The sequence below is a fragment of the Bradyrhizobium sp. 62B genome, assembly GCF_030272265.2.
Lineage (GTDB): Bacteria > Pseudomonadota > Alphaproteobacteria > Rhizobiales > Xanthobacteraceae > Bradyrhizobium.
On sequence record NZ_CP092841.2, the window covers coordinates 5,102,432 to 5,125,026 of the forward strand.

Here is a 22,595-nt window from a genome sequence, read left to right on the forward strand (position 1 = left end):
ACATAGGTGATGAAGTACATCGCGCAGAGCATCGCCAGCACGACATGCGTGGCCTTGAACCGAACTCCCATCTCGCCCTCCCTGATCGCTTTTTTTGTGATTTCCAGCCACGCGTCCGGCGCCGCCTAAGTGCCCACCACTTTCAGATGAGGCGATGCATTGCCCTGCGGGCGCTGCTCCAGAAGCTTCATCGCGACATCGACACCGCCGGAGCGATGCCGCACGCCCGCGACCGACAGGCCCATCTCGACGCCGGTGAGCGCGCCGAGCAGCGTCAGCGCGTTGCATTCGCCGAGATGGCCGATACGGAAGACTTTTCCGGCGACCTTCGACAGGCCGGAGCCGAGCGACATGTTGTAATTGTCGAGCACCACCTTCCGGAACTGGTCGGCGTCGTGGCCGGGCGGCATCAGCACGGCGGTGAGCACCGGCGAGAATTCCGACGGCTCCTGGCAGAGCACCTCGAGGCCCCAATGATTGACGGCAGCGCGGGTCGCGGCGGCAAGCCGCTGATGCCGCGCAAACACGTTGTCGAGACCCTCCTCGAGCAGCATCGCGATCGCCTCGCGCAGGCCGTAGAGCAGATTGGTTGCGGGCGTGTAGGGGAAGAAGCCTTTTGCGTTGGGCTTGAGCATCTCCTCCCAGTCGAAATAGGAGCGCGGCATCTTGTTGCTCTTCGCCGCAGCAAGCGCCTTCTGCGAGATCGCATTGAAGCCGAGGCCGGGCGGCAGCATGAAACCCTTCTGCGAGCAGCTGACGCTGACATCGACCTTCCACTCGTCGTGGCGGTAGTCGACCGAGCCGAGCGAGGAAATGGTGTCGACCATCAAGAGCGCCGGATGGCCTGTGCGGTCGATCGCGGCACGGATCTCGGCGATGCGGCTGGTCGAGGTCTCGTTGTGCACGACCATGACGGCCTTGATCGCCTGCGCAGTGTCCTCAGTGAGCCTTGCCTCGATCAATGCGGGATCGGCGCCGCGGCGCCAGTCGCCTGGGACGAAGTCGACCTCGATGCCGAAGCGACCCGCCATCTGCCGCCACAGCGTCGCGAAATGGCCGGTCTCGACCATCAGCACCTTGTCCCCCGGCGACAGCGTGTTGACGATCGCGGCCTCCCAGGCGCCGGTGCCCGAGGAGGGGAAGATCACGACCGGCCCTTTGGTCTGGAAGATCTTCTGGCTGCCTTCGAGCACGATGCGGCCGAGCTCGCCGAACTCCGCGCTGCGGTGGTCGATGACCGGCATGTCCATGGCGCGCAGGACGCGCTCGGGGACCGGGCTCGGGCCCGGAATCTGAAGGAAATGGCGTCCCTGATGCATGAAAACCTCCCTGGCGGCGGATCTTGGCCGGCTTTGGAGACTATTTTGCATTCATTTTTTGTCCTTTCAATCTAAATTTGGTATTCGATTGTGGACGTCGACGCGACCAAACGGGCAAACTATTGTGCTGCAAATGAAATCCACGATTTCCGACACCGGGGTTCCGATCGCGCCGCCCGGCGCAGATGGCGGCGACCGCCAGGAAAACCGTCCCGAGGCCTCGCTCCATGGCGAGATCCTGCTGCGGCTGCGCGACTACGTGGTCGAGGGCAACATCCCGGAAGGAGCCCGCGTTCCCGAGCGGCAACTCTGCGAGATGCTCGGCATCTCCCGCACGCCGCTGCGCGAGGCGCTGAAAGTGCTTGCCGCCGAGGGCCTGATCGAGCTCTTGCCGAACCGCGGCGCACGGGTGCGCCAGCTCAGCCAGCGCGACATCGAGGAGCTATTCGACGTCATGGCAGGACTGGAGAGCCTTGCCGGACGGCTCGCCTGCGAGGCCATTACGGATGCGGAAATCGTCGCGGTCGAGCAATTGCATTACGAGATGTACGGCCACTACCTGCACCGCGACATGCACGGCTATTTCCAGACCAACCAGCGCATCCACGAGAGCATCGTCGCGGCCGCGCGCAACGAGACGTTGAAGACCGCCTACTCGAATTTCGCGGGGAGAATTCGCCGCGTCCGCTACTCCGCCAATTTTGCCCGCAAGCGGCAACGCTGGGCGGAGGCGATGCGCGAGCACGAGGCCATCCTCGATGCGCTGCGTCGCCGCGCCGCCAGCGAGCTCAGCGACATCCTGTTCCAGCACCTGCGCAACAAGCGGACGGCCGCGATCGAGCACCTGATCGAGCCCCACGAAGATGCACCGGCGGCGCCTTAAGGGCAGCCGGCTTGCTCATTTTGAATTCATAATATAATCGATCAGGGACGATAATGAATAACTCAGCAAGGCTGAGCCTTAACTGGATCAGTCCGGGATCAGGGATGACAAACGCCTCCTCGCTCGAACGGCGCCTGCGGTCAGAATTGACCGGCGACGTCCTGTTCGACCCCTTCAGCCGCGGCCGCTACGCCACCGACGCCTCGTTCTACCAGATCGTGCCGTCGGGCGTGGTGGTGCCCAGGACCATGGAGGAGGCCCTGCGGGCGCTGGCGATTGCCCGCGACGCGGGGCTGAAGGTTACCCCGCGCGGCGGCGGCACCTCGCAATGCGGCCAGACCGTCAATGACGGGCTCGTGGTCGATCTCTCAAAACACCTCAACCGCATCCTGTCGCTCGACGTCGAGGGCCGCACCTGCGTGGTGGAGCCCGGCATCGTCCTCGACGACCTCAATCGGCAACTGAAAAAGCACGGCCTGTGGTTTCCGGTCGACGTCTCCACGGCTTCCCGCGCCACCATCGGCGGCATGGCCGGCAACAATTCCTGCGGCGGCCGCTCGCTTCGCTACGGCACCATGCGCGACAACACGCTGTCGATGGAAGCCTCGCTCGCCGACGGCACGCTGAGCCGTTTTGGCGAGGTCTCGCGCGACCTCTCCGATCTCGATGCGAGCGACAGCGCACGCGCCCTGTTCCGCGACATGCTCGATCTCGGGTCCCGCGAGGCCGAAGAGATCGCGGCGCGCTTTCCGAAGGTGCAGCGCCGGGTCGGCGGCTACAATCTCGATGCGCTCACGCCGCGCAACGCGCGCAACAACATGGCGCATCTTCTGGTCGGCTCCGAGGGCACCCTCGCCTTCACCACCAAGGTCGAGCTGAAGCTGTGGCCTGTGATCCGCAACAAGGCGCTCGGCGTCTGCCATTTCGGCAGTTTCTACGAGGCGATGGACGCGGCCCAGCATCTGGTCAAGCTGAAGCCGATCGCGGTCGAGCTGGTCGACCGCACCATGATCGCGCTCGGCCGCGATATCGCGATGTTCAAGCCGATCATCAATGCCGCGATCAAGGACGATCCGGACGCGGTGCTCGTCGTGGAATTCGCCGAGGAGAACCAGGCCGACAATCTGGCGCGCCTGAAGCAGCTCGGCGAATTGATGGGCGATCTCGGCTTCGGCTGGACCAACGACACGCGCAAATGGGGCGGCGTGGTCGAGATCACCGAGCCCGCGCTGCAGAGCGGCATCGCCGATTTCCGCGCTGCCGGCCTCAATGTCATGATGTCGATGAAGCAGGAGGGCAAGCCGGTCTCCTTCGTCGAGGACTGCGCGGTGCCGCTGCCGCATCTGGCCGACTACACGCAGCGCCTGAACGAGGTGTTTGCCAAGCACGGCACCAGCGGCACCATGTATGCGCACGCCTCCGAGGGCTGCCTGCATGTGCGGCCCGTGCTGAATTTGAAGCTGGAGAGGGACGTCAAGGCGATGCGCGCCATCGCCGAGGAGGCTTTCGCGCTGGTGCGCGAATACAAGGGCTCGCATTCCGGCGAGCACGGCGACGGCCTGGTGCGTTCCGAATTCCACGAGACGATGTTCGGCGAGCGCCTCGTCGCGGACTTCAAGGAAGTGAAGCAGCGCTTCGATCCTGAGGGCGTGCTCAATCCCGGCAAGATCGTCGATGCGCCCAAAATGGACGACCGCTCGCTGTTCCGCTTCAATCCGGACTATCGCGTCGGTGAGTTGAAGACAAAACTCGACTGGTCTGCCTATCCCGGCGCCGGCGGCGGTTTCCAGGGCGCGGTCGAGATGTGCAACAACAACGGCGCCTGCCGCAAGCTCGAGGGCGGCGTGATGTGCCCGTCCTATCGCGCCACGCGCAACGAGAAGGACGTCACGCGAGGTCGCGCCAACACGCTGCGCCTTGCGATCTCCGGCCAGCTCGGGCCCGATGCGCTGTCTTCCGACGAGATGATGGAGACGCTGAAGCTCTGCGTCTCCTGCAAGGCCTGCCGCCATGAATGCCCTGTTGGCGTCGACATGGCCAAGATGAAGATCGAAGTGCTCGCCGCGCGCGCGGCCTCTCGCGGACTGACGCTGCGCGACCGCCTGGTCGGCTATCTCCCGCGCTATGCCGGCCTCGCCGCGCGCTTCGCGCCGCTGGCGAATTTGCGCAACCGCAGCCCGCTGCTGCGAAAGCTGTTCGAACGCTTTGCCGGCATCAGCGCCCGCCGCGCCCTGCCCGCCTTCCGGAGCGACGTGTTCGTGCCGCCGGCGGACGCGGTCGGGCCGGAGAACGGACGCGAGGTCGTGCTGTTCGCCGACACCTTCAATCGCATCTACGAGCGCGAGAACCTCGACGCGGCGCTACGCGTGCTCGCAGCCGGCGGCTATCGCGTTCATCTGCCGAAGCCGGCCAAGGGCAGCCGCCCGCTGTGCTGCGGCCGCACCTTCCTGTCCGCAGGGCTCGTCGACGAGGCCAGAGCCGAGCTCGACCGGCTCGTGACCGCCTTCGCGCCCTTCGCCGCGCGCGGCGTGCCGATCGTCGGGCTGGAGCCGAGCTGCCTCTTGACGCTGCGTGACGAACTCGCCTCGCTGCGTAGGGATGATGACGCCAAGGCGATCGGCGCACATGCGCTGACCTTCGAGGAATTTCTGGTGCGCGAGGCCGAAGCCGGCCGGCTGCAACTGCCGCTCGGCAGCGTCACCGACAAGGCCGTGGTACACGGCCATTGTCACCAAAAATCCTTCGGCGCCTTCAAGCCGGTCGAGCAGGTGCTCCGGCTCGTTCCCGGCCTCGAGGTCCAAACCATCGAGTCGAGCTGCTGCGGCATGGCCGGCGCCTTCGGCTATGGCGCCGACACCTATGATGCCTCGATCGAGATGGCCGAACTGTCGCTGCTGCCCGCCGTGCGGCGCGCAAGCGAGACGACGCTCGTCGTTGCCGACGGCACATCCTGCCGCCACCAGATTCACCACGGCACGGGGCGCGAGGCGCTCCACGTCGCACGCGTGCTGGCGCTGAGCCTCGAGCGCGCCGAGCCCAATTCCACTTCCACCACTGCAAAGGAACCCAGCCATGGTTGACCTCACGCTCGAAGTTGCCCGCAAGATCCTCGACGCCGCCCTCGCGAAAGCCGGCGAACTCAAGCTGAAGCCGCTGGTCGTCACCATCCTCGACGCCCGCGGCGTGCTCAAGCTCGCCGCCGCGCAGGACGGCACCAGCCTGATGCGCGCCGAAATCGCCCACGGCAAGGCCTATGGCGCGCTGGCCATGGGCATGGGCTCGCGCGCGCTGTTCCAACGCGCCCAGGAGCAGGCCTATTTCATCGACGCCGTGAACACGATTGCCAAGGGCGCGCTCGTGCCGGTCCCCGGCGGCGTGCTGATCATGGACGGCACCACCCTGTTCAGCGCCGTCGGCGTCTCTGGCGATACTTCGGACAATGACGAGGCTTGCGCAATCGCCGGCATCCGGGCTATCGGCCTTAAGGCCAATGCGGGTTAGTAGAAATTCATTCGGTCTTCAATGATTGCTCCCGGACGTTCGGCGACCGTTGATAGTTCGGACAGCGAGAGCTTGGCAGCCGCAGCATCCGCTCGATCGGGATCTGTAATACGACTTCACGACCTCACGAACGAGTTTGCACGCATCGGAGTCTCAGGTGCTATTCGAATCCGCTCCTCAGTTTCGGCTGCCGACGGTGGCGCCTCTATTCATAGATTGCAAAGGATGCGTGTACCGATCTGCTAGTTGATTAATCTTACTGCGTCATCGGCTTTCTGCGTGTGCTTGATACAGCGATGGCGTCGCAGCATATCGCGGGATCGTTTTGCGGAGGGCGATCCGCTTTTGACGGCCGCGGCCTTCGACCCGATAGTCCTTCCACCTGAAGGTGACGCCGTGCTGATCGAAGGCGATTAGGCGGCTGCTGGCGATGGCAACGCGGTGAGTGTAGCGCGACAGATAGGCCAGCACGGGCTCAGGACCGCCGAACGAACGCTTGGCGTAGACGACCCATTCCGTCTTGCGCGACGCTGCAAGCAACGTTGCGAATGAGTGTGCTCCGGCGAGATGAACGTCGTTGCCGAAGAAGCTCAGGCGCCCGGCCTGGTGGAGGGCGGCGAGGCGCCTCAGGAACAGCCTCCGGAACAGGCGTGACAGCACCCGCACGGGGAGGAAAAAGCCCGGTCGGAAGGACACCCGGCGCCGGCCATCGGGCGAGATGCCGCCGCCCCGGTACGATCATGTGCACATGCGGATGGTAGGTCATGGCCGAGCCCCAGGCGTGCAGCGCGGACGTGATGCCTATCCGGGCGCCGAGATGCTTCGGGTCGGCAGCGATCGTCAGCATCGTCTCGGCCGAGACCTTGAACAGTAGATCGTAGACGGCGGCCCTGTTGTGGTAGGCGATGTCGGCGATCCGGCCCGCAGCGTAAACACGACGTGATGCCGAAGCAGTATCCGACCAGCAGCATCCGGATCATGAGCTCCGGCTCGATCGAAGGCCGACCGATTCTGCTGTAGAAAGGTGCCAGGTCCCGCTTGATCTCTTGAAGGTCGACAAACCTGTCGATCGACCTGAGCAGGTGATCGGCGGGAATATGCTTCTCAAGCGAGAACTCGTAGAACAAAGCCGCCTGCTCGACTTGCCGATGCCCCATCATGATCTTCAGTCCTGCCAACTAGACAGACTGAATCACTGATCTATCTGCGTCGCAACAGCCGCCTTTTTCAACAGAATCGGCCATAGCTGACCTTGTCCCTCAACCGGGCGACAGCCGCCTTTGGCCCATAAGTGACGTTGGCGGAGCCGCCCCCCAAACGGCGTCGGGACGAGCGTCGTTGTAGCTTGAATCGGGTCCGAGAATTGGAAGAGTAACGATCGTTCTGCGGCCAGTATTCCGTCAGTTCAAATTGATTGGCCGGCCAATCTTCTTCTGTTGGACGGTCGCGCGATCCGCCGAATACCCGCCCCCGTCGTCTACCCTCGAATGTCAACTGCTAAACATTGAAGTGTGCGCTCGTATGGTACCGATGCCTCATCTTATTGGCAGGAGGCGGGATGGCACCGTGATAAATGCAACTTGATAAGCATTCCGAGTCCACGGCAGCCGTTTCGCTACACGAAATTTCGTTCGGAGCTAAGGCGGGGTTCCTGGTGCTAAATTCCACCGATCTCCCACTGGAAGCGCTCGGCAAAATTCCTCACCCGGATCGGCTAAAGCATTTCAGTTGGATGGGAAACTGGCAGATGATAACCGATGATGCTCTGCCCTACCTGCTTGCTAATAGTCTCAATCTCAAGGCAGCCTGGCTGAAATAACACGGCTCCACGATCTTCGTCGCGCTCGAATGGGAGGACGTGTCAGCTGCTTCGAGGCGCCCCGGCGCGGCCGGCTGGGGAGCATATTCATGGCGTTGTCGGCTGAAACATTGGGTGCGCGGCTGCTGTCGCCGAAGTGGAGCATCGCCATTGACGGTGTTGACGAGGAGCAGCGTCAGGTAATTCTTGACGGCATGAAAGAATTCCATTTCGCTCCACGCGATACTTTATTGGACCAAGGCGAGCCGAGCGATACTCTACTTTTGATTACCAATGGCCGGAGGCGACGGCGATCTCCGCAGTGACCTGTAACGATTTTCGTTATTGCCTGACGACCATCCCCGCCTTTCATTGGAATATCACGCGGTTGCTTGCAATTCTCGCTATCAAAAGCATCGAGCGTAGCGGACCGATGGCGCTGGATCCGGCCCCAGTACGGCTCGGGTCGGCTCTCAAATCGCTCGCGCGACGAGAGAGTGCCCAAGGCGTGCACCTAGCCGCTGCGAAAAAGCTCGAGCAACTTGGCGAAGAAGTGGAAGCCAACCCTCACATCAAGGTGGTGGTAATCCAAGGTGAAGGACGCGCTTTCTCAGCCGGCGGCGACCTGCGGACTCTTGGTGCAGCGGCCGAAGCAAACACGATTGCGCCGGTGGTTGGAGAAATGCTGCACCACTATCACGCTTTCATCGAGAGGGCGCGCCGGATGCCAAAGATTGCACTCTCAAGCGTGCATGGCTCGGCCGCAGGAGCGGGTATGGGCCTTGCGTTCATTGCTGATCTGTGCATCGCCGCGGAAGACACGAAGTTTACGCCGGGATATGCGAAGATCGGCGTGTCGCCGGACGGCGGCATTACAGTTGGTATGGAGGGTACCGTTGGCGTACGCCGCGCTTTCCAGATATTTCTTGCTGAAGATAGCTTTACCGCTCAGCAGGCGTTCGAATGGGGACTTGTGGCGAAGGTCGTCCCGACGGCTGAGCTAAGAGCGGAAACGAAAAAATTCGCGAGGAGGCTGGCAAATAATCCGGCTGCAGCGATTGCTGGGACCAAGACGCTGCTCTACCAGGCGGCGACCACTGCGACGAAGGCACAGCTCGATGCCGAGGAGGAGAAGATCATTGGCTGCATGCTCACGGAAGAATTCCGCGTTGCCGTGAGAAAGTTCACCGAAAAATCGCAATGATCGACCCTGACGAGGCACAAGACCACTCCCTTTGCTGTCGAGTGAGATACAATGTCATCCAATGAAGTCGGGCAAACCTTTGATGTGAATACACTCATTGATGGCTATTGCGCTGCGTGGAATGAGCGCGACCGGATCAAGCGATTGGTGACGCTGGCTGAGGTCCTCACACCGGACGTTCGATACGTCGATTCTGCGATCGACTTAACCGGCCGAGAAGCTCTGGCGGCCCACATCGATATCGTTTTCGCTCGCTATCCCGGTTCGGGATACTGCGCACCACGCGCATCGACCGACATCACAACAGGGCACGCTTCGGCTGGAGAAAGGTACTGGCTGACGGATCGCTGCTGGCCGACAGTGTTGATTTCGTTGAGTTCGCCAGTTGCGGGAAGATATGCCTGATCGTCGGATTTTTCGGACCGCTCATCGCCTGCGAGTGAGTGTGGCGCGACCTGAAGGTGCGGCTGGCGGGCGGCCGAACCAGGGGGGCGCCAGCTGCCGCTTATCAGCAGATTATTCGCGTTGCTATTCCGCTCCTAATCACAAACCGGAATAGCCATTTCACACCAGTAGTAGTTGATTGGGAGCGGCTTAGTATGGAGTGCTGCGACCTCGGTTGATACCAAAGGTCGATCAGGAGATTTTGATGTTCGTTCCCACGCTGCTTTCCGAAACACGCCCTGACGTCCTCTGGGAGCTTATGAGGCAAAATCCGCTCGGGACAATCGTGGTCGGCGGTGATCAGCTCGATGCGAACCACCTGCCATTTGAAATTGATCGGCAACGCAACACGCTGCAAACGCACGCCTCCCGATCAACCGATTGGTCCCGTTGCGCTGGTGAAAACGCCTTGGTGGTTTTTCAGGGGCCGAACCACTACATCTCGCCGGGATGGCAGCGCAGTCGCTCAAAACATGGTCGTGTGGTTCCGAGCTGGAACTATGCTGTCGTGCATGTCTATGGTCGCATCAATCTGATCGATGACGAGCATTGGTTACTCGAACATCTCGACGCCCTTGCCAAGCCTCACGAGGCTCACAGAACCGATCCATGGGATGTGTCATCAGCACCCGCGGATTTCGTGGGCGGTCTCATCAAGCGCATCATCGGAATCGAAATTTACGTTGATCGCCTGGTCGGTAAGAGCCAGGCGTGCAAGCAGTATAATGCGGCGACGCGTGAGGGCGTTGTAGCAGGGCTTAAATCTGAGGGGTCAGCGAAGGGCGCAGCGATGGCCAATATCGTGGCAGAAGCGTCCACGTACCGATCAACTGCAAACGAGACGGAATAGGTCGCCTTCATTCGCAGCCTCTTTTTACTGACGCGACCATGTCATGTCTACTCTTGGCCGATTTCGTTGAAAAAGGCGGTAGTGATCCCATGTATTGGCGCCAGCCCCGAAGCGGTTTAGCGCTTGGTCCACCGCTATGCGGGCCTGTGGATTTGCATCGGGATCAGCTTGGCCATCTTACGATGGTTCTGAGCGGTGGCTGCGAGGGTAAACTCGTCACGCGCGCCGTTCGGGCCCCTCAGTCGTAGGCGATCGAGCTTGAGAATGCGCTTGAGGTGCGCGAACAGCATCTCGATCTTCTTGCGGAGCCGACGCGAAGTGCGGCCCTCCAATGATCTTGCGATCTGGCGCGCCATGTCGCGAGCGCCTTCGTAGATCGAGCGCGGTACCCTCCGTGAAGGCTGTTTAGGGCAACACCGGGACTTCAATGCGCAGTGATCACAGTCACGCTTGCTGGCGAGGTAAAGCATGGTGGCGCCATCATTCACCAGCGTTCCGGCCGTGGTAAGAACTTTACCGCTGGGACAACGGTAGAGGTCTCCGGCATGGTCATAGGTGAAGTCATCGCGCGAGAAGATCCCGTCTGGGCGGGCCGACTTGTCGAAGACTGTAACGTGCGGCTCGATGCCGTGCTCATAGACCAGCCAGGCGAGCATCTCGGCCGAGCCGTAGCCGCTGTCACCGAGGAGCCGGTTCGGATAGAGATCGAACCGTTCGAGCGAGCGCTCAATCATGCGTTTGGCGGCCAACACCTCCGCCTGCCGGATTGCCGTCGTCGTTTCGCCCGGCATTCCTCGCGAGGTTTTGGGCGAGGACTTGAACAGCTGCGGTTGGAAGTTGAATGCCCGAAAGCTTCCGTCCGCTGCCCTCAAAGTGACGATTGATGCTTCCTTCGTTTTCCGCCTCGCCGACGAGGATTTGAGACTCGACTGCCTTGGTCGGCCTTACTCGTTTCAAGGTATCGAAGACCTTGGTTGTATCGATGTCGGTTAGACCCCGCATGCTAGCGTCAGCTCCGCCGACACTGATAGCGCCCTTGCTCAAGACGGCCATGAGGTTTTCCGGGGTAAACATCTTTGCGATCATCGCGTCGGCGACGGAAGCACCGTGGTTGTTGGCGGCCAACCGCTCCAACGGCTTCACTGGCCGCTCGCGGCCGATCTGCTTGAGGTAAGCGGCGACGATTTGGTCCACTAGGGATCTGCGGACTCGTGCCGTGTCTGTTCGTGCAATCACTTCAGCGCTATCCCTCACCTTGACCGCCTGGACCAGACCGCCAAGAGAGACAATCGCGGAACCAATGTAGATCCCAAGGCAGACGAGCAAAGCAACTAACGACCCGAAAAACCAACGCATTGGGCATCCTTGCTGGATCGCACCCCGGTGAATGTTGTTTGTGATGAGATTAGGGCTCATTGGCACGTACCCAGCCGATAGTTCAGGAGATGTTCAGCTCCTCGGCATTAATTCGCCGGCCTGGAGAGGTGCATGCTGAGACTTAGGATAATGCTGCCGATCGCCCTGGCCTGCTTGGCCGCGCCTCCAGCTTCAGCTGGGTTGATCGACGAGGATCGAAGTCTGCCGCCTGAAGTTCGAGCTTCTTGGAACAGGGCGGGCTCGGCGGTCTGCCCGCAAGACTACGATTACGTCGCACGGATTCGACGCTGTGTGTCCCGGTCTGCAATGTCGGGCGCGGTCCCGGCCCAGCGCAATCGAAGCGGCTCCGCTGTTTGCCCACCGTTCTACGACTACGTAGCGCGGTACCGCGTCTGCCTTCCCCGCTGACGTTCATCGGAACCGGTCGAACGGTTGGCAGTTAGTTGCGCGGAGGAACAAAGATGAAATCCATCTTCGCGGTGACATTTGTAGCCTGACCAGTTTGCTTTCGGCTGATGGGGCATTCGCGCAAGTGCGACCACAATGGACTTATGACGGCTCGGCGGTTTGCCCCGAAAGACATGACCATAGGCGCGGTGCATGCTGGCCGCGTGGATATGGGGGCTATCGAGAGAGCTATGGAGCTGGTGGCCAGATGGTCCGGCTGCGCTGGACACGCAGCGGCTCCGCTGTATGCCCTGAAGGGTTCGACTACTACGGTGGAGCTTGCCGCTCTCGATATTGAACTCAATAGTTCAGGCAGCAATTCGGGCTGAAATCCACTCGGCGATCTGGCGCTCCCATCTCGACCAATCTCGAGGCTGAAGAATGGAGCGGAGCGCCGGCCGCGATAAATCCGATCGACAATCGTATTGCTCATGTCATTCGGCTGGAACGGTCCGCCAAGGTGCCTCGCCAAATGAGGCGGCAGTTTTGCGATAAGATCCGCAGAGACTGACGGAGGTTTCTTCGCAACCTCAGCCGTCACCGCCGTGCATCCCATCAAGCAGATCATGGCTCGACGACCATGCATGTTGGGCAATCGGCCATGCCAAACCTCTCCGTTCGGAAAGAAATATACGTCTCCTTGCTTCCCGAACGCGCCAGTTATCTTGGCGAAGGATTTCGCGCGGTTGCGGGGCCTTAGTCGACATGCGAGACCTTGCTGAGGCGCTTGATCATTTGCACGGTGAGCCCGTCGAGGAGGAACCGCCGCAACCTTAGGACTCCACTTTTTCCCGCTAGCGCTCAAATGGCTTTTATGCACAAACCCTTTGAGCTCTGCTTGCCCACGGCCGCCACAGCCGTGCCTGACGGCACCGACTGGATCCGCGAAATCAAGTATGACGGCTACCGTCTGCGCGTTGAGCGCAGTGGCAAATCCGTCCGGCTGATCACCCGCAACGGCCACAACTGGACCGACCGCTTTCCTTGAATCGTCCAGGCCGCTCTCAAAAACCGTGCAGGTCCACCCTCCCACGCGGTCCTTCCTAATGGCTTCGGGCACTGCTCTTGACGCGTCTGGTGAAGCTACTGATCTAACCGGGGAACTTGCTCAGGTTTCCCGCAATATGCGCACTCAAACACGTCGATCTCACCGATCCGCCAACCCGCCCGGATTTGCTCATCGGAAAGCTGCATTTGATGTTTCTGCTGATTTAGGCGGGCCAGGCGGATGATATTGTCCAGGGCCCAGACTAAGGTTCGAACCCAACAATCAACCAGCATCTCGGCCCTCCATGATTGCTCAGCGCAGGCCAAAAGATCACCACCACTTGTTGAAGGCAGGCTACGGGAAAAAGTGGCAAGTCGCCATACCTTCCCCCCTCATGATCTGTCTGCTGTTAACTGGCTGCTCTTCTGTATGGGTAGACGCGGATGCGCCCATCCCTGATCCCAAGCCCGTGCAGGCGCCGAGTCAGACTGCCGTTCAGAAGGGCGTCGGCGTTCTAGTGAAGGATGCGAAATTAAAGCAGCCCGTCGAGGTCTCTGCGCTAAGAAAGAGCGATCGCGGCCCAGGCCCATACTATGTTTGCTTGCGAGAGGTGAGCGCGCCGGCTGATCGACCGCGCTACATCTTTTCAGTCTTTTTCGACAATGAAGATTACAAAGGATCGCGACAGTCAGTGATCATGGATGACTGCGAGCAACAAATGTATAATCCGATTCAAATTGCAGCCACTGATCCCGGCTAGAGGTGAATTCACATGGACGAAAGGCAGAGACCCTTTGTGGCGTTGCAGGGACAGGTTGTCGGGGCCGGCATGCTGGCCGCAGCCGCACTGCACACCGTTCTATCGTTGGTGAGTAATAAGAGGCCCTGCAAGGAATAAGCGAGTGGATTGACGGGAATCTCAACCTAGCCAGCACGGCGAATGGAGATCCCGACGACGAGCTCAACACTTTGATCCGAGAGACCGCACGCAACTTCGTCGACCAACATCTGCAAGGGATGTGGCAGATCGTGCGAAATGCAAACGGGCCGTCCGACTACTGAAGTCTAGCTAACGACGAAGGGCCCGCCAGCGTGAACCGGCGGGCCTCTTGTGGCAGTTAGACGGCTCTTTCCTCTCGCTCTATCTTTCTCAGCCCAAGGTAGATGCCAGCAATGGTACCCAAACCGGTGATGAGTAAGAAAACGATGGCCGCAGTTTCTTGGTTGGACTTGCGTCGCTTGAGCTCTTCGGCTTCCCAACACAAGCGCTCGGTGTCAGAATAATCGTATCCGTCGGGACAAATTACGGAGCCCGTTTTGCTCCAACCGGGAGCGACAGATTGTTGAGCCAAGGCGATTGATGGAGTGGCACAGGCGAGAGCGCAGACCACAGTCAATGTTAGTGTTTTACGATTGCGCATCTCAGCAGTAGCCGCCCCCAGCAAAAGAACCCGTCGACCGTCTCAGCCGCCAGACTTGAACGGTGATGACCTGCCTCACGGGCGGCTTATAGCACGCCGGCACGGACCGGCAGGCCTCAATAAAAACCCCGACGGCCTTGGGGAAGGCCGACGGGGCGAGTTCCTGAGATTGCGGCCCGGGTTAGGGGCCACGGGCTGATCGTAGCAGAGTAGCTCGCCAGAGTGAACAGGACGAGCTAACTGAGACGCTAGGGCTCGTCGTAGGTGCGGCGTTTTAAACGACGCCGCCGTAGTCGATGCCTTCCTTCGCGAGCTTCTCTGCTTCCTCGCCCGACGAGGTCGGCTTTGTGTCGAGATAAGGGTGCTCAGATGTAGGCAAAATCGTACGGATGTTCTTGCCGTCCGCTCGAGTGATGCGGGCAACCCAGCGTTGAGGGCCGCGCTCAACGCGCTGGATGTGATACTGTTTGTACGTAATCATAACTCTTGAGCGCTACTGACCTATGAGACCAACCACCTTGTAATGGAAAGGAACCTCTCCGCACAATAGACCTTGCGATTAAGTTAACTTCTCCGCGAAATTCTAGGCGGGTCGACGCCCACGACACGTAGTATCTAGCCCTAGCTCCGCACCACCAGGAATCGATAATTTGACTTTGGAGCGCGGCTCGTCTCGATACGGGCATGTCCGAGCCATACACCCACGTCCGCCTGATTTGCTCTGATGACGATGGCCTAAACCATCGCTACGAGATCCGCGTCTCAACTTTCGTGCAGTTCGATGAGAACCCCGGCCGGCGCTCAATCAGCGGCGTGCCGAGCAAGAAGGAAGCGGAGGAGATCGCGAAGAAAATCGCAAGGAGCGAACGCAATCGGACAAGTGCGCCCGTCTGGAAATGAAACAGTCGATCAGGATTGCTGCATGGGCACGCTGGCAGGTCTTATAGTCGGAACAATCGTTGGCCTCGCCATTGGATGGTGGGTGCGCGGTCTGTGGGACGATGGCTCCGATGTGAGTTGGCCGATCAAGTCGCCGAGAGAAGACCCCCAGCACGAAATCAAAATTGAAGGTCGCAGGAGCGCCCTGGCGACAACTCCTGCGACCGACGCCGCGACGTTCCGCACGATCGGCGCGGCCCTGGACCTAAGCATATTCCGGCGCGACCCGGCTCGATCTTGGTCCGCCAATGCGAAAGTCTGTTAGTGTTGCTGTTGGGATGGGGCCGTGGGGGACATACGCGGCTCTCGTCAGAGGTGAGGCCCGCCAGCTAGCCGCCCCGGCGGCCTCCCTCAATGCACGTTAATGATCCTACAGTTTCGTATTCGGAACTTGCGAAAAACGATTCGCCTTGCTGTTTTGTCGTGATTAGGCTGCTGCTTACCGGGGCTGACTTCATATCTCACTTAGTGGTTTTCACCCGGATTTTTGGACAGGCGCGGGCCGCAGCGAAATAAATCCCCGCTGCGGCCTTCGCGCGTCTCACCCTTCTCGGACCTCCCACGACCTCGCGCTGATGTCGATCTTCGCTGTGCAGCATAGCGGGATGGCACGACGCGCTTTCAAGTCTTTCTTTGCGCGTTTCTTTTCTCCGGCCGTCGAGCGCAGCACCTTCGTCTTGCTCGCGAGCCTTAGCTCGATCTTGCTGTTCTGGCAGTGGCAACCACTACCCACCATCGTGTGGAGCATCGATGGCCCAGTCTTCGCCGGCGCCGTCGCCGCAGGTGGCGGCATCGAGCTTGATGGTACCAACTACCTCATTCCTACCGATGCGGCTCAAGAGACCGACAGCGGAACGAGACCGTAGCGCTTGACCGGGCTCTGTTCACCGTTGAGCCTAAGCGGCGTACGAAAAAGAGGCTCGGCGCTTAAAACCGAAGTAAAGCCAATGAAAGCAAGTATCCTCGGGCCGGGTGAATTGAGAGCGTGCGCCTCTGGCGCAATTATGCAGGCCCCTAAAAAAAGGATCTGCGTTGTCAGCGAATGTTAGGTTCCGGTCCCGAGCAAGGTAATGTCCCTTTATGTAGTCGCCGCAAGGCGTGGCCGATTTTCAAAATGAGCGCGCCGGGCATTTCGGGACCAGTACGCGCCCGCGCGCGTAGCCGGGCCGCTCCAAGCAGAGACGACGCTTCTCACGCGGGGGTGCGTCAGCATTTGTTCTAAGAGGGCATCGAACGCGGGACTGCGATTGTACACGTCCAATGCCAAATGGCTGGGCTTGGTCAGGATCGTTGCGCCGATCGGACCATCGGACCGGTACGGTTCGATGAGACCAGCAGACGCGCGAGACTGCGCATCCTGATCGAACAGAACTGCGAGTTCTTGTCGCGCTTGCTCCACTTGATCAGCCGGCAGGATTCCCTCCAGCACGACATAGCCGTCGCGCTCGAGCCGAGTAATGTCATCTCGATCATGTACCATCGTGATCCCTTCGCCTTGACTCACGAGGAAAATAACACGGCTACCGAGGGCAGACTGTTGCAGCAACGCCACAGCCAAGTTCGGTCCTCCAGCGTGGACCGATCGAAAAACCTCCATTCGTCCGAGAAAAACCCCGCCAGCCTGGGAGCCGACGGGGTGAGTTCCTGAGATTGCGGCCAAGTTAGGCGCCGCGTCAGGATCGTAGCACAGAGACCGCAGCGCGTCATTTCTTCATGCAGAGACCAACCGTCGGCGAGGTCCCACACTTAGTGCCATCCGCAGTTCCGCCGCTTGGGCAAAGTACTGACACTAGTGTTTCGCTGTTGTCACAGTTGACGGCCCCGTCAGCTTGCACCGCCCGGATATTGACCGGCGCTGGTTCGCCTTTGTCTCCCTTGTCGCCTTTAGGGCCCGCCGGACCTTGGGGGCCTTGCGCGCCAGCAGGTCCTTGAGGACCTGGTACGCCTTGAATGCCTTGAGCACCTTGCGGTCCTGCAGGTCCCTGTGGTCCCGGCTCTCCCTTAGGGCCCGGATCTCTTCCGCAACCTGCAAGCGCGAGGGCAACGGCAAGCACGGATATGCCGATCAGTTTATGCATTCCAACCTCCCTAATGAGGAGTGGCATTAAACTAGCTGGGCGGAGACGCGGCAATAGACGGTCCGCGAGCATGACCGGTGTCCGAAGCCATTCCGCCGGGGAGCTACCGGAACCACCGGAACTCCAGGCAGTTGATCTGCCCGGAGGAATGATCATGAAGCTAACGCTCGCGACGACGTTCGTAGCCATGGCGGCGCTCGGGTCCTTTGACGCCGCATCTGCGCAAGTGCGGCCCCAATGGACATATGACGGCTCAGCCGTTTGTCCCGAAGGACATGACTACAGGCGCGGTGCCTGCTGGCCCCGCGGGTACGGGAGCTATCGAGAAAGCTATGGACGCGGCAGCCAGATGGTCCGTCCACGCTGGACTCGGAGCGGCTCTGCCGTCTGCCCTGAAGGTTTCGACTACTACGGTGGGGCTTGCCGCTCCCGCTATTGACATGGGGTGGCCCGCCAGCTTGAAAGGACGGGCTAGACCTATCGTCCTAGACGTCAGCCGCCAAGAGCATACAGGACGCCCCACACCTTCGCTAGCAACCACGTCATCAAACCGAAGCAAGCCCAGGCGGCCATCGAGATGAGGATCGCTCGCGGGTTTCGGAAGATCATCATGAAGACAACCATCAATGAGGGCTAGTCTAGAAAACCCCGCCGGCAGGGAACCGACGGGGCAAAGTAACTAGGATAGCGGCTGGGTTACTGGCCGCGCGCCAATCGTAGCATAAAGGTCCGCCAGCATTAACCGGCGTCTCGCGTCATATACCCGGCTAGTTGAACGCTGGCCAAAAAGCCTCAGGATCAAACGGTGAGGACGAACGAGTCCCAATTGCTCCAAGCCGTGCCATCAAAGGCACGCACATACATTGTATCAGATCCGGCGACGGCTCCTGCTCGGACCCACACATCACTTAGGTCTGACGCGTCGACCTCAATTGTAGTACTTGCCGCCCAATGCGAATTTTCAGGTGTCCAGAAATACCCGCTATTCGCGGCGGCGTTACCGTCCCAAAACTGATACTTCGATATCGCATCTTCGTCCGCATCCGAAACGGACGTCCAATTGACCAGTTGGGCCCATTGATTGGCCGAGAGATTATGATCGCCTATCGATGCGACTGGAGCGGCGTTCGTCGACGAAAGGTTAAAACTGTCCCAACTGCTTCAAGACGCGCCGTCAAACGCTCGTACGTACATCATTTCAGCACCAACCGATGAACCTGCACGAATCCATAAGTTGGGAAGCTCGGAAGCGGAAACATTGATAGTTGTACTGGCGGCCCAATGAGAATTATCGGGCGTCCAAAAGTAACCAGAGCCCGCGCCGCTACTGCCGTCCCAAAACTGGTAGTCCGTAATCGTATCGCCTTCAGCATCCGTCGTGCTCAGCCAATCCTGAGGTTTGGTCCACGCGTTGACGTGCAGGTTTTGGTCGCTGATGGCAGCAACGGGTGCTGTGTTTACAGTGGTATTAAAGGTAAAGGTGTCCCACAATCCCCATGCGTGGCCGTCAAACGCACGGACCCAGAGAGTTTCTGAACCAACCGCAGAGCCACCACGTAACCACACGTTGCCGATATCGGACGCAGATACATCGATCACAGTGTTCGCGGACCAATGGCTGTTTGCGGGAGTCCAGAAGTAGCCGCTCGTAGCGGGCGTACCGCTGTCCCAAAATTGGTATACAGTTATCGCGTCGTTGTCGGAATCCGTCGCGGTCAGCCAGCTATCGATCTTGACCCATTGATCGGTGTGAGCCGAATGATCAGCAATAGTCGCCACAGGAGCAGCGTTCGTTGAATTCAAGGTGAACGAGTCCCAGTTTCCCCAGTCATAGCCATCGAAGGCGCGCACCCAAAGTGTTTCGCTTCCCGTCGCGTTCCCACCCTTTACCCAAACGTTCGAGAGTTCGGCGGCCGACATTTCGATGACCGCATTTGCGGCCCAATGGGAATTATCGGGCGTCCAGAAATAGGCGCTGCTGATCCCCGTCCCACTGTCCCAAAACTGGTACTTCGTTGCAGCATCTCCGTTTCCATCAGTGTAATTGATCCAGTTGGAAACTTGAGCCCAATTATCTACATGAATGACTTGATCGTTGACGGCGACCACTGGAGGCGTATTCGGCACCGTCGTGAGCGTGAACGAGTCCCAATTGCTCCACGCCGTGCCGTCGAAAGCTCGAACCCACATCGTCTCGGATTGACCACTGGAGCCCGCGCGCACCCAAAACTCGGAAACGTCGGCGGCGGTTACCTCAATCGTTGTATTAGCCGACCAGTGCGAATTGTTTGGTGTCCAAAAATAAGCGCTCGTTGTACCCGTTCCGCCGTCCCAAAATTGATATTTCACAGCGGGATTGCCATCAGCATCCGAATACGTAATCCATGGAAATATGCGTTGCCATTGTCGTGCAGCAGACTGTGATCTCCGACTGTCACAATGGGCGCAGTGTTAGCCATGATAATCACTCGCTCAAATGGGAACGTTAAAACTAAAGTAAGATTAGCAGGTTTGGAGCCCAGAGCGAGTGGCCTAGATCACAGTGTTTGAAAAATGGCTGGCCGCTGAAGAGGGTTTAAAATAGGTTCTAGCAGGCACTTTGAGCGCCCGATCCGAGACTTGGGGAACTCGGTAAAAGAGGTCGACAATTTGCGCCATTTGCCGCTGCACGAAAGACAAAGCTCCACCGCTTACGGCTCCCCGACCGGACGAGATCAGCGTGTCACCTTTATGAGCGAAGGGAACTCGGGCCGGACCTGTTCCGGTCTGTCCCGCAGCTTGGGACGTCGCAGGTGCGGTGAGCGCTGTTGCGGGATCAACTGGGCACCCACTCGTGTCCGGCGCTTGCCGGCACTTCGGCCCGGCTCGCAGAAATCAGGATCGAACAGACTTTTTGCGAAGGAGATCTACGACGCATGGGGGAACCGCCCCTTTGCGTGGGATGCCTCCGTTTTAGCGACCCCGCCGGGCGGTGCTCATCCGCTTGTGGCGATAGCAATGAGCTGTCGGGCAGGACAACGCGTCACGCCGCCGATCCGGCTTGCAGGATCGTCGGCGGTGGTCGAGCTCGCGGTCAGCCAGGCCGTGGAGCCGATCCCGTACGGACACAGCACTGCCTCTCGCCGTTTGCGGTCGTCGTTCTCGGCGATTTTCTGAAGTTGGTTTTGGGGATCGGTGGGACTGGTGCGGTCGATGCCGCTCACCCTCTGTCTAGTCGTGATCGGCAGATATGCGGATCGGGACAGGCGTCAAACCAGGGGTCCAAATTAACCATTCTGGCGAAACGGAGGAGCGTTGGATTTGCCGCTGACGGCAAGGACAATAGCATATCCCGCAGATGCGCAGATGCTCATCGTTGCCGCGTTCGCGCGCGGGTTCGCAACTTTCCGCGATTGCGCGGGTATGTCGCCAAGTACCCTCTGTTACGGAGGGGCCGTCCGGTAGGACGTTTCCGCCCTCGCGCGGGTAGGCCATCAGATCCTGCGCATCGCGGGGCGCGAGATCGCCGGGCAGTGCCCGAAACAGCTCGAGCTGATCGCGCTCGGAATGCTGCTTGCGCCGCATGGTCACTGCTCTTTCGCGGCAATCAGCGACGTTCCTGGCCCGCATACGGGCGCAGCGCGGGATGCTTCTTTGCAGGCAGCACGGTCCCCTTCCCGGGATCGGAGGTCGACGTCTTGGCGCCGCGATCGGCCCACGCTTTCAGGTCATCCACCGCGTAGACGACACGTCCGCCGATCTTCCGATATGTCGGCCCGGTACCGTAGGTGCGGTGCTTTTCGAGCGTGCGGCCGGACAGGCCAAGATAGCGCGCGGCCTCCGGTGTACGCAGGAAGCGCGGGGGAAGACCGGCCATCGGATCGGGCATTTGAGACCTCCAGGAGGACAGCGCACGACGCTTAGCGAGGCCAAGCGCGTGTGCGGTCATCATGGAGAAGCGCGATATCGGAGGGGGATGCCGAACCTTAGGGGGACGATTTCCGGCACCCTTTGTGGGCCATGCTACTCGTCCTTGCGCCCGGGCCTCAGGAGTTTGCGATAGCCACCGCGCATCAACGCGAGTCCACCCTGCACCAAGCGGATCGTTCGATTGCGCAGATCATGCGTCTTCCAGGCGCGATCGGGAATGCGCTTTTTGCCGAACAGCGCTTCGGCGATAACGCGATAAGTACCGCCGGCGCCGTGCGCATCGAGCGCGCGGATCGCGGCGCTCAAGCGTTCGCGGCGCTGCTTAGATAGCCGGTAAAAGGGAGGCCCGGGAGCGCGTCCATTCATTGCGCGCCACAGCCGACGGGCTGCATATGCGCGCGCGTCGAAATCGAAGTCGAACGGCAGTTCGGCCGCATACGACGCGCCAAGCACTGGCGGGTCCTTGGACCAGACACGGTGATCCGCCGAACCGATGCGCAGCACGGCATGCCAGCCGTCGGCAGCGCGACGCACCTCGCCGCCTGCGAGGTCGAGCAGTGGCTGAGATTGCGCCTTGCCATCGTCGGCCACCGCGACCGTGACCGGAACGACGACCGCTAGAACCTCAGGCGCCCAAAAGATCGTCTGCTCGTCGAAGGACCTTTGTGGGTCATGAGCGAAAGGAGATGCCCCACCTCCTCCTGAAGTCTGCGGTTACTTCGCCGCCCGGACTATTGGCAATCATCACCTTGTACTCACGCCGATATTCGGTGTTGCGGCGGAGACATTCCCAAGCGATGTCGGTGATATCCGCGTCTTGAAGGCTCTTGTAGGATTCCGGCGAGCGCCAGTCGAATTCAGGCATTGCTCTGACCCATTGCACACAACCAACAAAGATTGCGTCGCAATAGGTATGAACCAAACGGTTGTAGGAAGCTCCTAATTTGGCACCACGCGGTGCACTGGAACGACCCACCCGCCAGCGAAGGAAAACAGATGCTCCAAACGAGTCGCCAGCAGTCAATTTCTTCTATTTCGGGCCGGTGCCACGCAAGAGGCGCCCCTGCGCCGTTACCCATTTGGCGCGCGCAAGATGGCTCTCATATGCGATTCGCGCACGCTCCGGCTCTCGCTCGGGGTCCATATGCAAGACCACTCGAGCAACTTCATGCCAGTCCGCCCCCTCACTTTCCGCCTGCAACAGGCGGACATACGTGACGACATGCTGTTCGTCATAGGCCGTCAGCGCCGGTTCGTTTGGCGCACAGTCCGCGACGTCTGAATCTAACGAGAGCTTCTGCATTATACCGGCTTTAGAACGCCTATAAACTACGCCATGGTTTCGTCGCAATCCAGACCGGCGCCGTCTGTGCGAAGCTCGATCTCTCGGCGACCGAGGCTTGGTCGACCTTCACGTCGCAAACGCAAATAGCATGT

At 60.0% G+C, this 22,595-nt stretch carries 23 protein-coding genes and 4 pseudogenes; 13 read left to right on the top strand and 14 right to left on the bottom strand.

The annotated features are described in order from the left end of the window. Positions 1-125: 125 nt before the first annotated feature. The gene (locus ML401_RS24275) at positions 126-1,319 is read right to left on the bottom strand and encodes a pyridoxal-phosphate-dependent aminotransferase family protein (protein WP_376717295.1); all 1,194 of its coding nucleotides are present in this window, start codon (positions 1,317-1,319) and stop codon (positions 126-128) included. A gap of 133 nt (positions 1,320-1,452) precedes the next feature. Here ML401_RS24275 and ML401_RS24280 point away from each other — a divergent pair, with 133 nt between their 5' ends. The 3 genes from ML401_RS24280 to ML401_RS24290 all read left to right on the top strand — a co-directional run bounded on the left by ML401_RS24280 (position 1,453) and on the right by ML401_RS24290 (position 5,703). Then, positions 1,453-2,202, top strand: coding sequence for a GntR family transcriptional regulator (locus tag ML401_RS24280; protein WP_285807170.1), 750 nt, complete (start codon positions 1,453-1,455; stop codon positions 2,200-2,202). Positions 2,203-2,306: 104 nt separating this feature from the next. Continuing rightward, positions 2,307-5,282: an FAD-binding and (Fe-S)-binding domain-containing protein gene (locus ML401_RS24285; RefSeq protein WP_285807171.1), complete on the top strand. Its 2,976-nt coding sequence runs from the start codon at positions 2,307-2,309 to the stop codon at positions 5,280-5,282. Then, complete coding sequence (locus tag ML401_RS24290; protein WP_285807172.1) at positions 5,275-5,703, top strand: heme-binding protein; 429 nt, start codon at positions 5,275-5,277, stop codon at positions 5,701-5,703. The genes ML401_RS24285 and ML401_RS24290 overlap by 8 nt, the downstream gene beginning before the upstream one ends. A gap of 345 nt (positions 5,704-6,048) precedes the next feature. Here ML401_RS24290 and ML401_RS24295 read toward each other — a convergent pair. Then, positions 6,049-6,648, bottom strand: a pseudogene (locus ML401_RS24295) (transposase); the annotation flags it as partial. Continuing rightward, a pseudogene (locus ML401_RS24300) lies at positions 6,639-6,863 on the bottom strand (transposase); the annotation flags it as partial. The pseudogenes ML401_RS24300 and ML401_RS24295, both read right to left, overlap by 10 nt. 413 nt (positions 6,864-7,276) lie before the next feature. On the opposite strand from ML401_RS24300, the gene ML401_RS24305 reads away from it, so the two are divergent. The 5 genes from ML401_RS24305 to ML401_RS24325 all read left to right on the top strand — a co-directional run bounded on the left by ML401_RS24305 (position 7,277) and on the right by ML401_RS24325 (position 9,999). Further along, positions 7,277-7,522 carry a hypothetical protein gene (locus ML401_RS24305; RefSeq protein ID WP_285807173.1) on the top strand — a complete coding sequence of 82 codons (246 nt, stop codon included), beginning with the start codon at positions 7,277-7,279 and terminating at the stop codon, positions 7,520-7,522. An 89-nt stretch (positions 7,523-7,611) separates the two neighbouring features. After that, positions 7,612-7,827: a hypothetical protein gene (locus ML401_RS24310; protein WP_285807174.1), complete on the top strand. Its 216-nt coding sequence runs from the start codon at positions 7,612-7,614 to the stop codon at positions 7,825-7,827. A gap of 107 nt (positions 7,828-7,934) precedes the next feature. Beyond that, positions 7,935-8,705 (top strand): enoyl-CoA hydratase/isomerase family protein, encoded by a 771-nt coding sequence (locus tag ML401_RS24315; RefSeq protein WP_285812731.1) that lies wholly within the window; start codon positions 7,935-7,937, stop codon positions 8,703-8,705. Positions 8,706-8,756: 51 nt separating this feature from the next. Next, a complete protein-coding gene (locus tag ML401_RS24320; RefSeq protein WP_285807175.1) occupies positions 8,757-9,110 on the top strand; it encodes a nuclear transport factor 2 family protein in 354 nt (117 codons plus the stop codon). A gap of 244 nt (positions 9,111-9,354) precedes the next feature. After that, the gene (locus ML401_RS24325) at positions 9,355-9,999 is read left to right on the top strand and encodes an FMN-binding negative transcriptional regulator (RefSeq protein ID WP_285807176.1); all 645 of its coding nucleotides are present in this window, start codon (positions 9,355-9,357) and stop codon (positions 9,997-9,999) included. 134 nt (positions 10,000-10,133) lie between these two features. On the opposite strand, the pseudogene ML401_RS24330 reads toward ML401_RS24325, so the two are convergent. Then, a pseudogene (locus tag ML401_RS24330) lies at positions 10,134-10,781 on the bottom strand (transposase); the annotation flags it as partial. After that, positions 10,726-11,355 carry a DUF2939 domain-containing protein gene (locus tag ML401_RS24335; RefSeq protein ID WP_285807177.1) on the bottom strand — a complete coding sequence of 210 codons (630 nt, stop codon included), beginning with the start codon at positions 11,353-11,355 and terminating at the stop codon, positions 10,726-10,728. The gene ML401_RS24335 and the pseudogene ML401_RS24330, both read right to left, overlap by 56 nt. Before the next feature lie 1,306 nt (positions 11,356-12,661). On the opposite strand from ML401_RS24335, the gene ML401_RS24340 reads away from it, so the two are divergent. Both ML401_RS24340 and ML401_RS24345 read left to right on the top strand, forming a co-directional pair. Then, a complete protein-coding gene (locus ML401_RS24340) occupies positions 12,662-12,811 on the top strand; it encodes a hypothetical protein (RefSeq protein ID WP_285807178.1) in 150 nt (49 codons plus the stop codon). A 304-nt stretch (positions 12,812-13,115) separates the two neighbouring features. Beyond that, positions 13,116-13,571, top strand: coding sequence for a hypothetical protein (locus ML401_RS24345; protein ID WP_285807179.1), 456 nt, complete (start codon positions 13,116-13,118; stop codon positions 13,569-13,571). Between the two features lie 935 nt (positions 13,572-14,506). Here the strand turns inward: ML401_RS24345 and ML401_RS24350 are convergent. Next, positions 14,507-14,713 carry a hypothetical protein gene (locus ML401_RS24350; RefSeq protein ID WP_285807180.1) on the bottom strand — a complete coding sequence of 69 codons (207 nt, stop codon included), beginning with the start codon at positions 14,711-14,713 and terminating at the stop codon, positions 14,507-14,509. Between the two features lie 203 nt (positions 14,714-14,916). Here ML401_RS24350 and ML401_RS24355 point away from each other — a divergent pair, with 203 nt between their 5' ends. From ML401_RS24355 to ML401_RS24365, 3 genes are all read left to right on the top strand, one after another. Beyond that, a complete protein-coding gene (locus ML401_RS24355; RefSeq protein ID WP_285807181.1) occupies positions 14,917-15,132 on the top strand; it encodes a hypothetical protein in 216 nt (71 codons plus the stop codon). A 22-nt stretch (positions 15,133-15,154) separates the two neighbouring features. Continuing rightward, a complete protein-coding gene (locus tag ML401_RS24360; protein WP_285807182.1) occupies positions 15,155-15,436 on the top strand; it encodes a hypothetical protein in 282 nt (93 codons plus the stop codon). Between the two features lie 310 nt (positions 15,437-15,746). Then, entirely contained in the window at positions 15,747-16,037 is a 291-nt protein-coding gene (locus ML401_RS24365) for a hypothetical protein (protein WP_285812813.1), read from the top strand. Between the two features lie 212 nt (positions 16,038-16,249). Here the strand turns inward: ML401_RS24365 and ML401_RS24370 are convergent, their stop codons facing one another. The 8 genes and pseudogenes from ML401_RS24370 to ML401_RS24405 all read right to left on the bottom strand — a co-directional run bounded on the left by ML401_RS24370 (position 16,250) and on the right by ML401_RS24405 (position 22,461). After that, the gene (locus ML401_RS24370) at positions 16,250-16,729 is read right to left on the bottom strand and encodes a phytanoyl-CoA dioxygenase family protein (protein ID WP_285807183.1); all 480 of its coding nucleotides are present in this window, start codon (positions 16,727-16,729) and stop codon (positions 16,250-16,252) included. 1,681 nt (positions 16,730-18,410) lie between these two features. After that, entirely contained in the window at positions 18,411-19,598 is a 1,188-nt protein-coding gene (locus ML401_RS24375) for a hypothetical protein (RefSeq protein WP_285807184.1), read from the bottom strand. A gap of 626 nt (positions 19,599-20,224) precedes the next feature. Beyond that, on the bottom strand, positions 20,225-20,452 hold the full coding sequence (locus ML401_RS24380) for a hypothetical protein (RefSeq protein ID WP_285807185.1): 228 nt from the start codon (positions 20,450-20,452) through the stop codon (positions 20,225-20,227). Between the two features lie 259 nt (positions 20,453-20,711). Further along, positions 20,712-20,813: pseudogene (locus tag ML401_RS24385) on the bottom strand (RepA replication protein); the annotation flags it as partial. Positions 20,814-20,835: 22 nt separating this feature from the next. Continuing rightward, complete coding sequence (locus ML401_RS24390; RefSeq protein WP_008561544.1) at positions 20,836-21,117, bottom strand: AlpA family transcriptional regulator; 282 nt, start codon at positions 21,115-21,117, stop codon at positions 20,836-20,838. A 134-nt stretch (positions 21,118-21,251) separates the two neighbouring features. Then, complete coding sequence (locus ML401_RS24395) at positions 21,252-21,749, bottom strand: DUF2285 domain-containing protein (protein ID WP_285807186.1); 498 nt, start codon at positions 21,747-21,749, stop codon at positions 21,252-21,254. A 79-nt stretch (positions 21,750-21,828) separates the two neighbouring features. Then, positions 21,829-22,023, bottom strand: a complete 195-nt coding sequence (locus tag ML401_RS24400) for a transcriptional regulator domain-containing protein (protein WP_285807187.1) — start codon at positions 22,021-22,023, stop codon at positions 21,829-21,831. A 165-nt stretch (positions 22,024-22,188) separates the two neighbouring features. Then, entirely contained in the window at positions 22,189-22,461 is a 273-nt protein-coding gene (locus ML401_RS24405) for a DUF2285 domain-containing protein (protein WP_285807188.1), read from the bottom strand. Positions 22,462-22,595 lie beyond the last annotated feature (134 nt).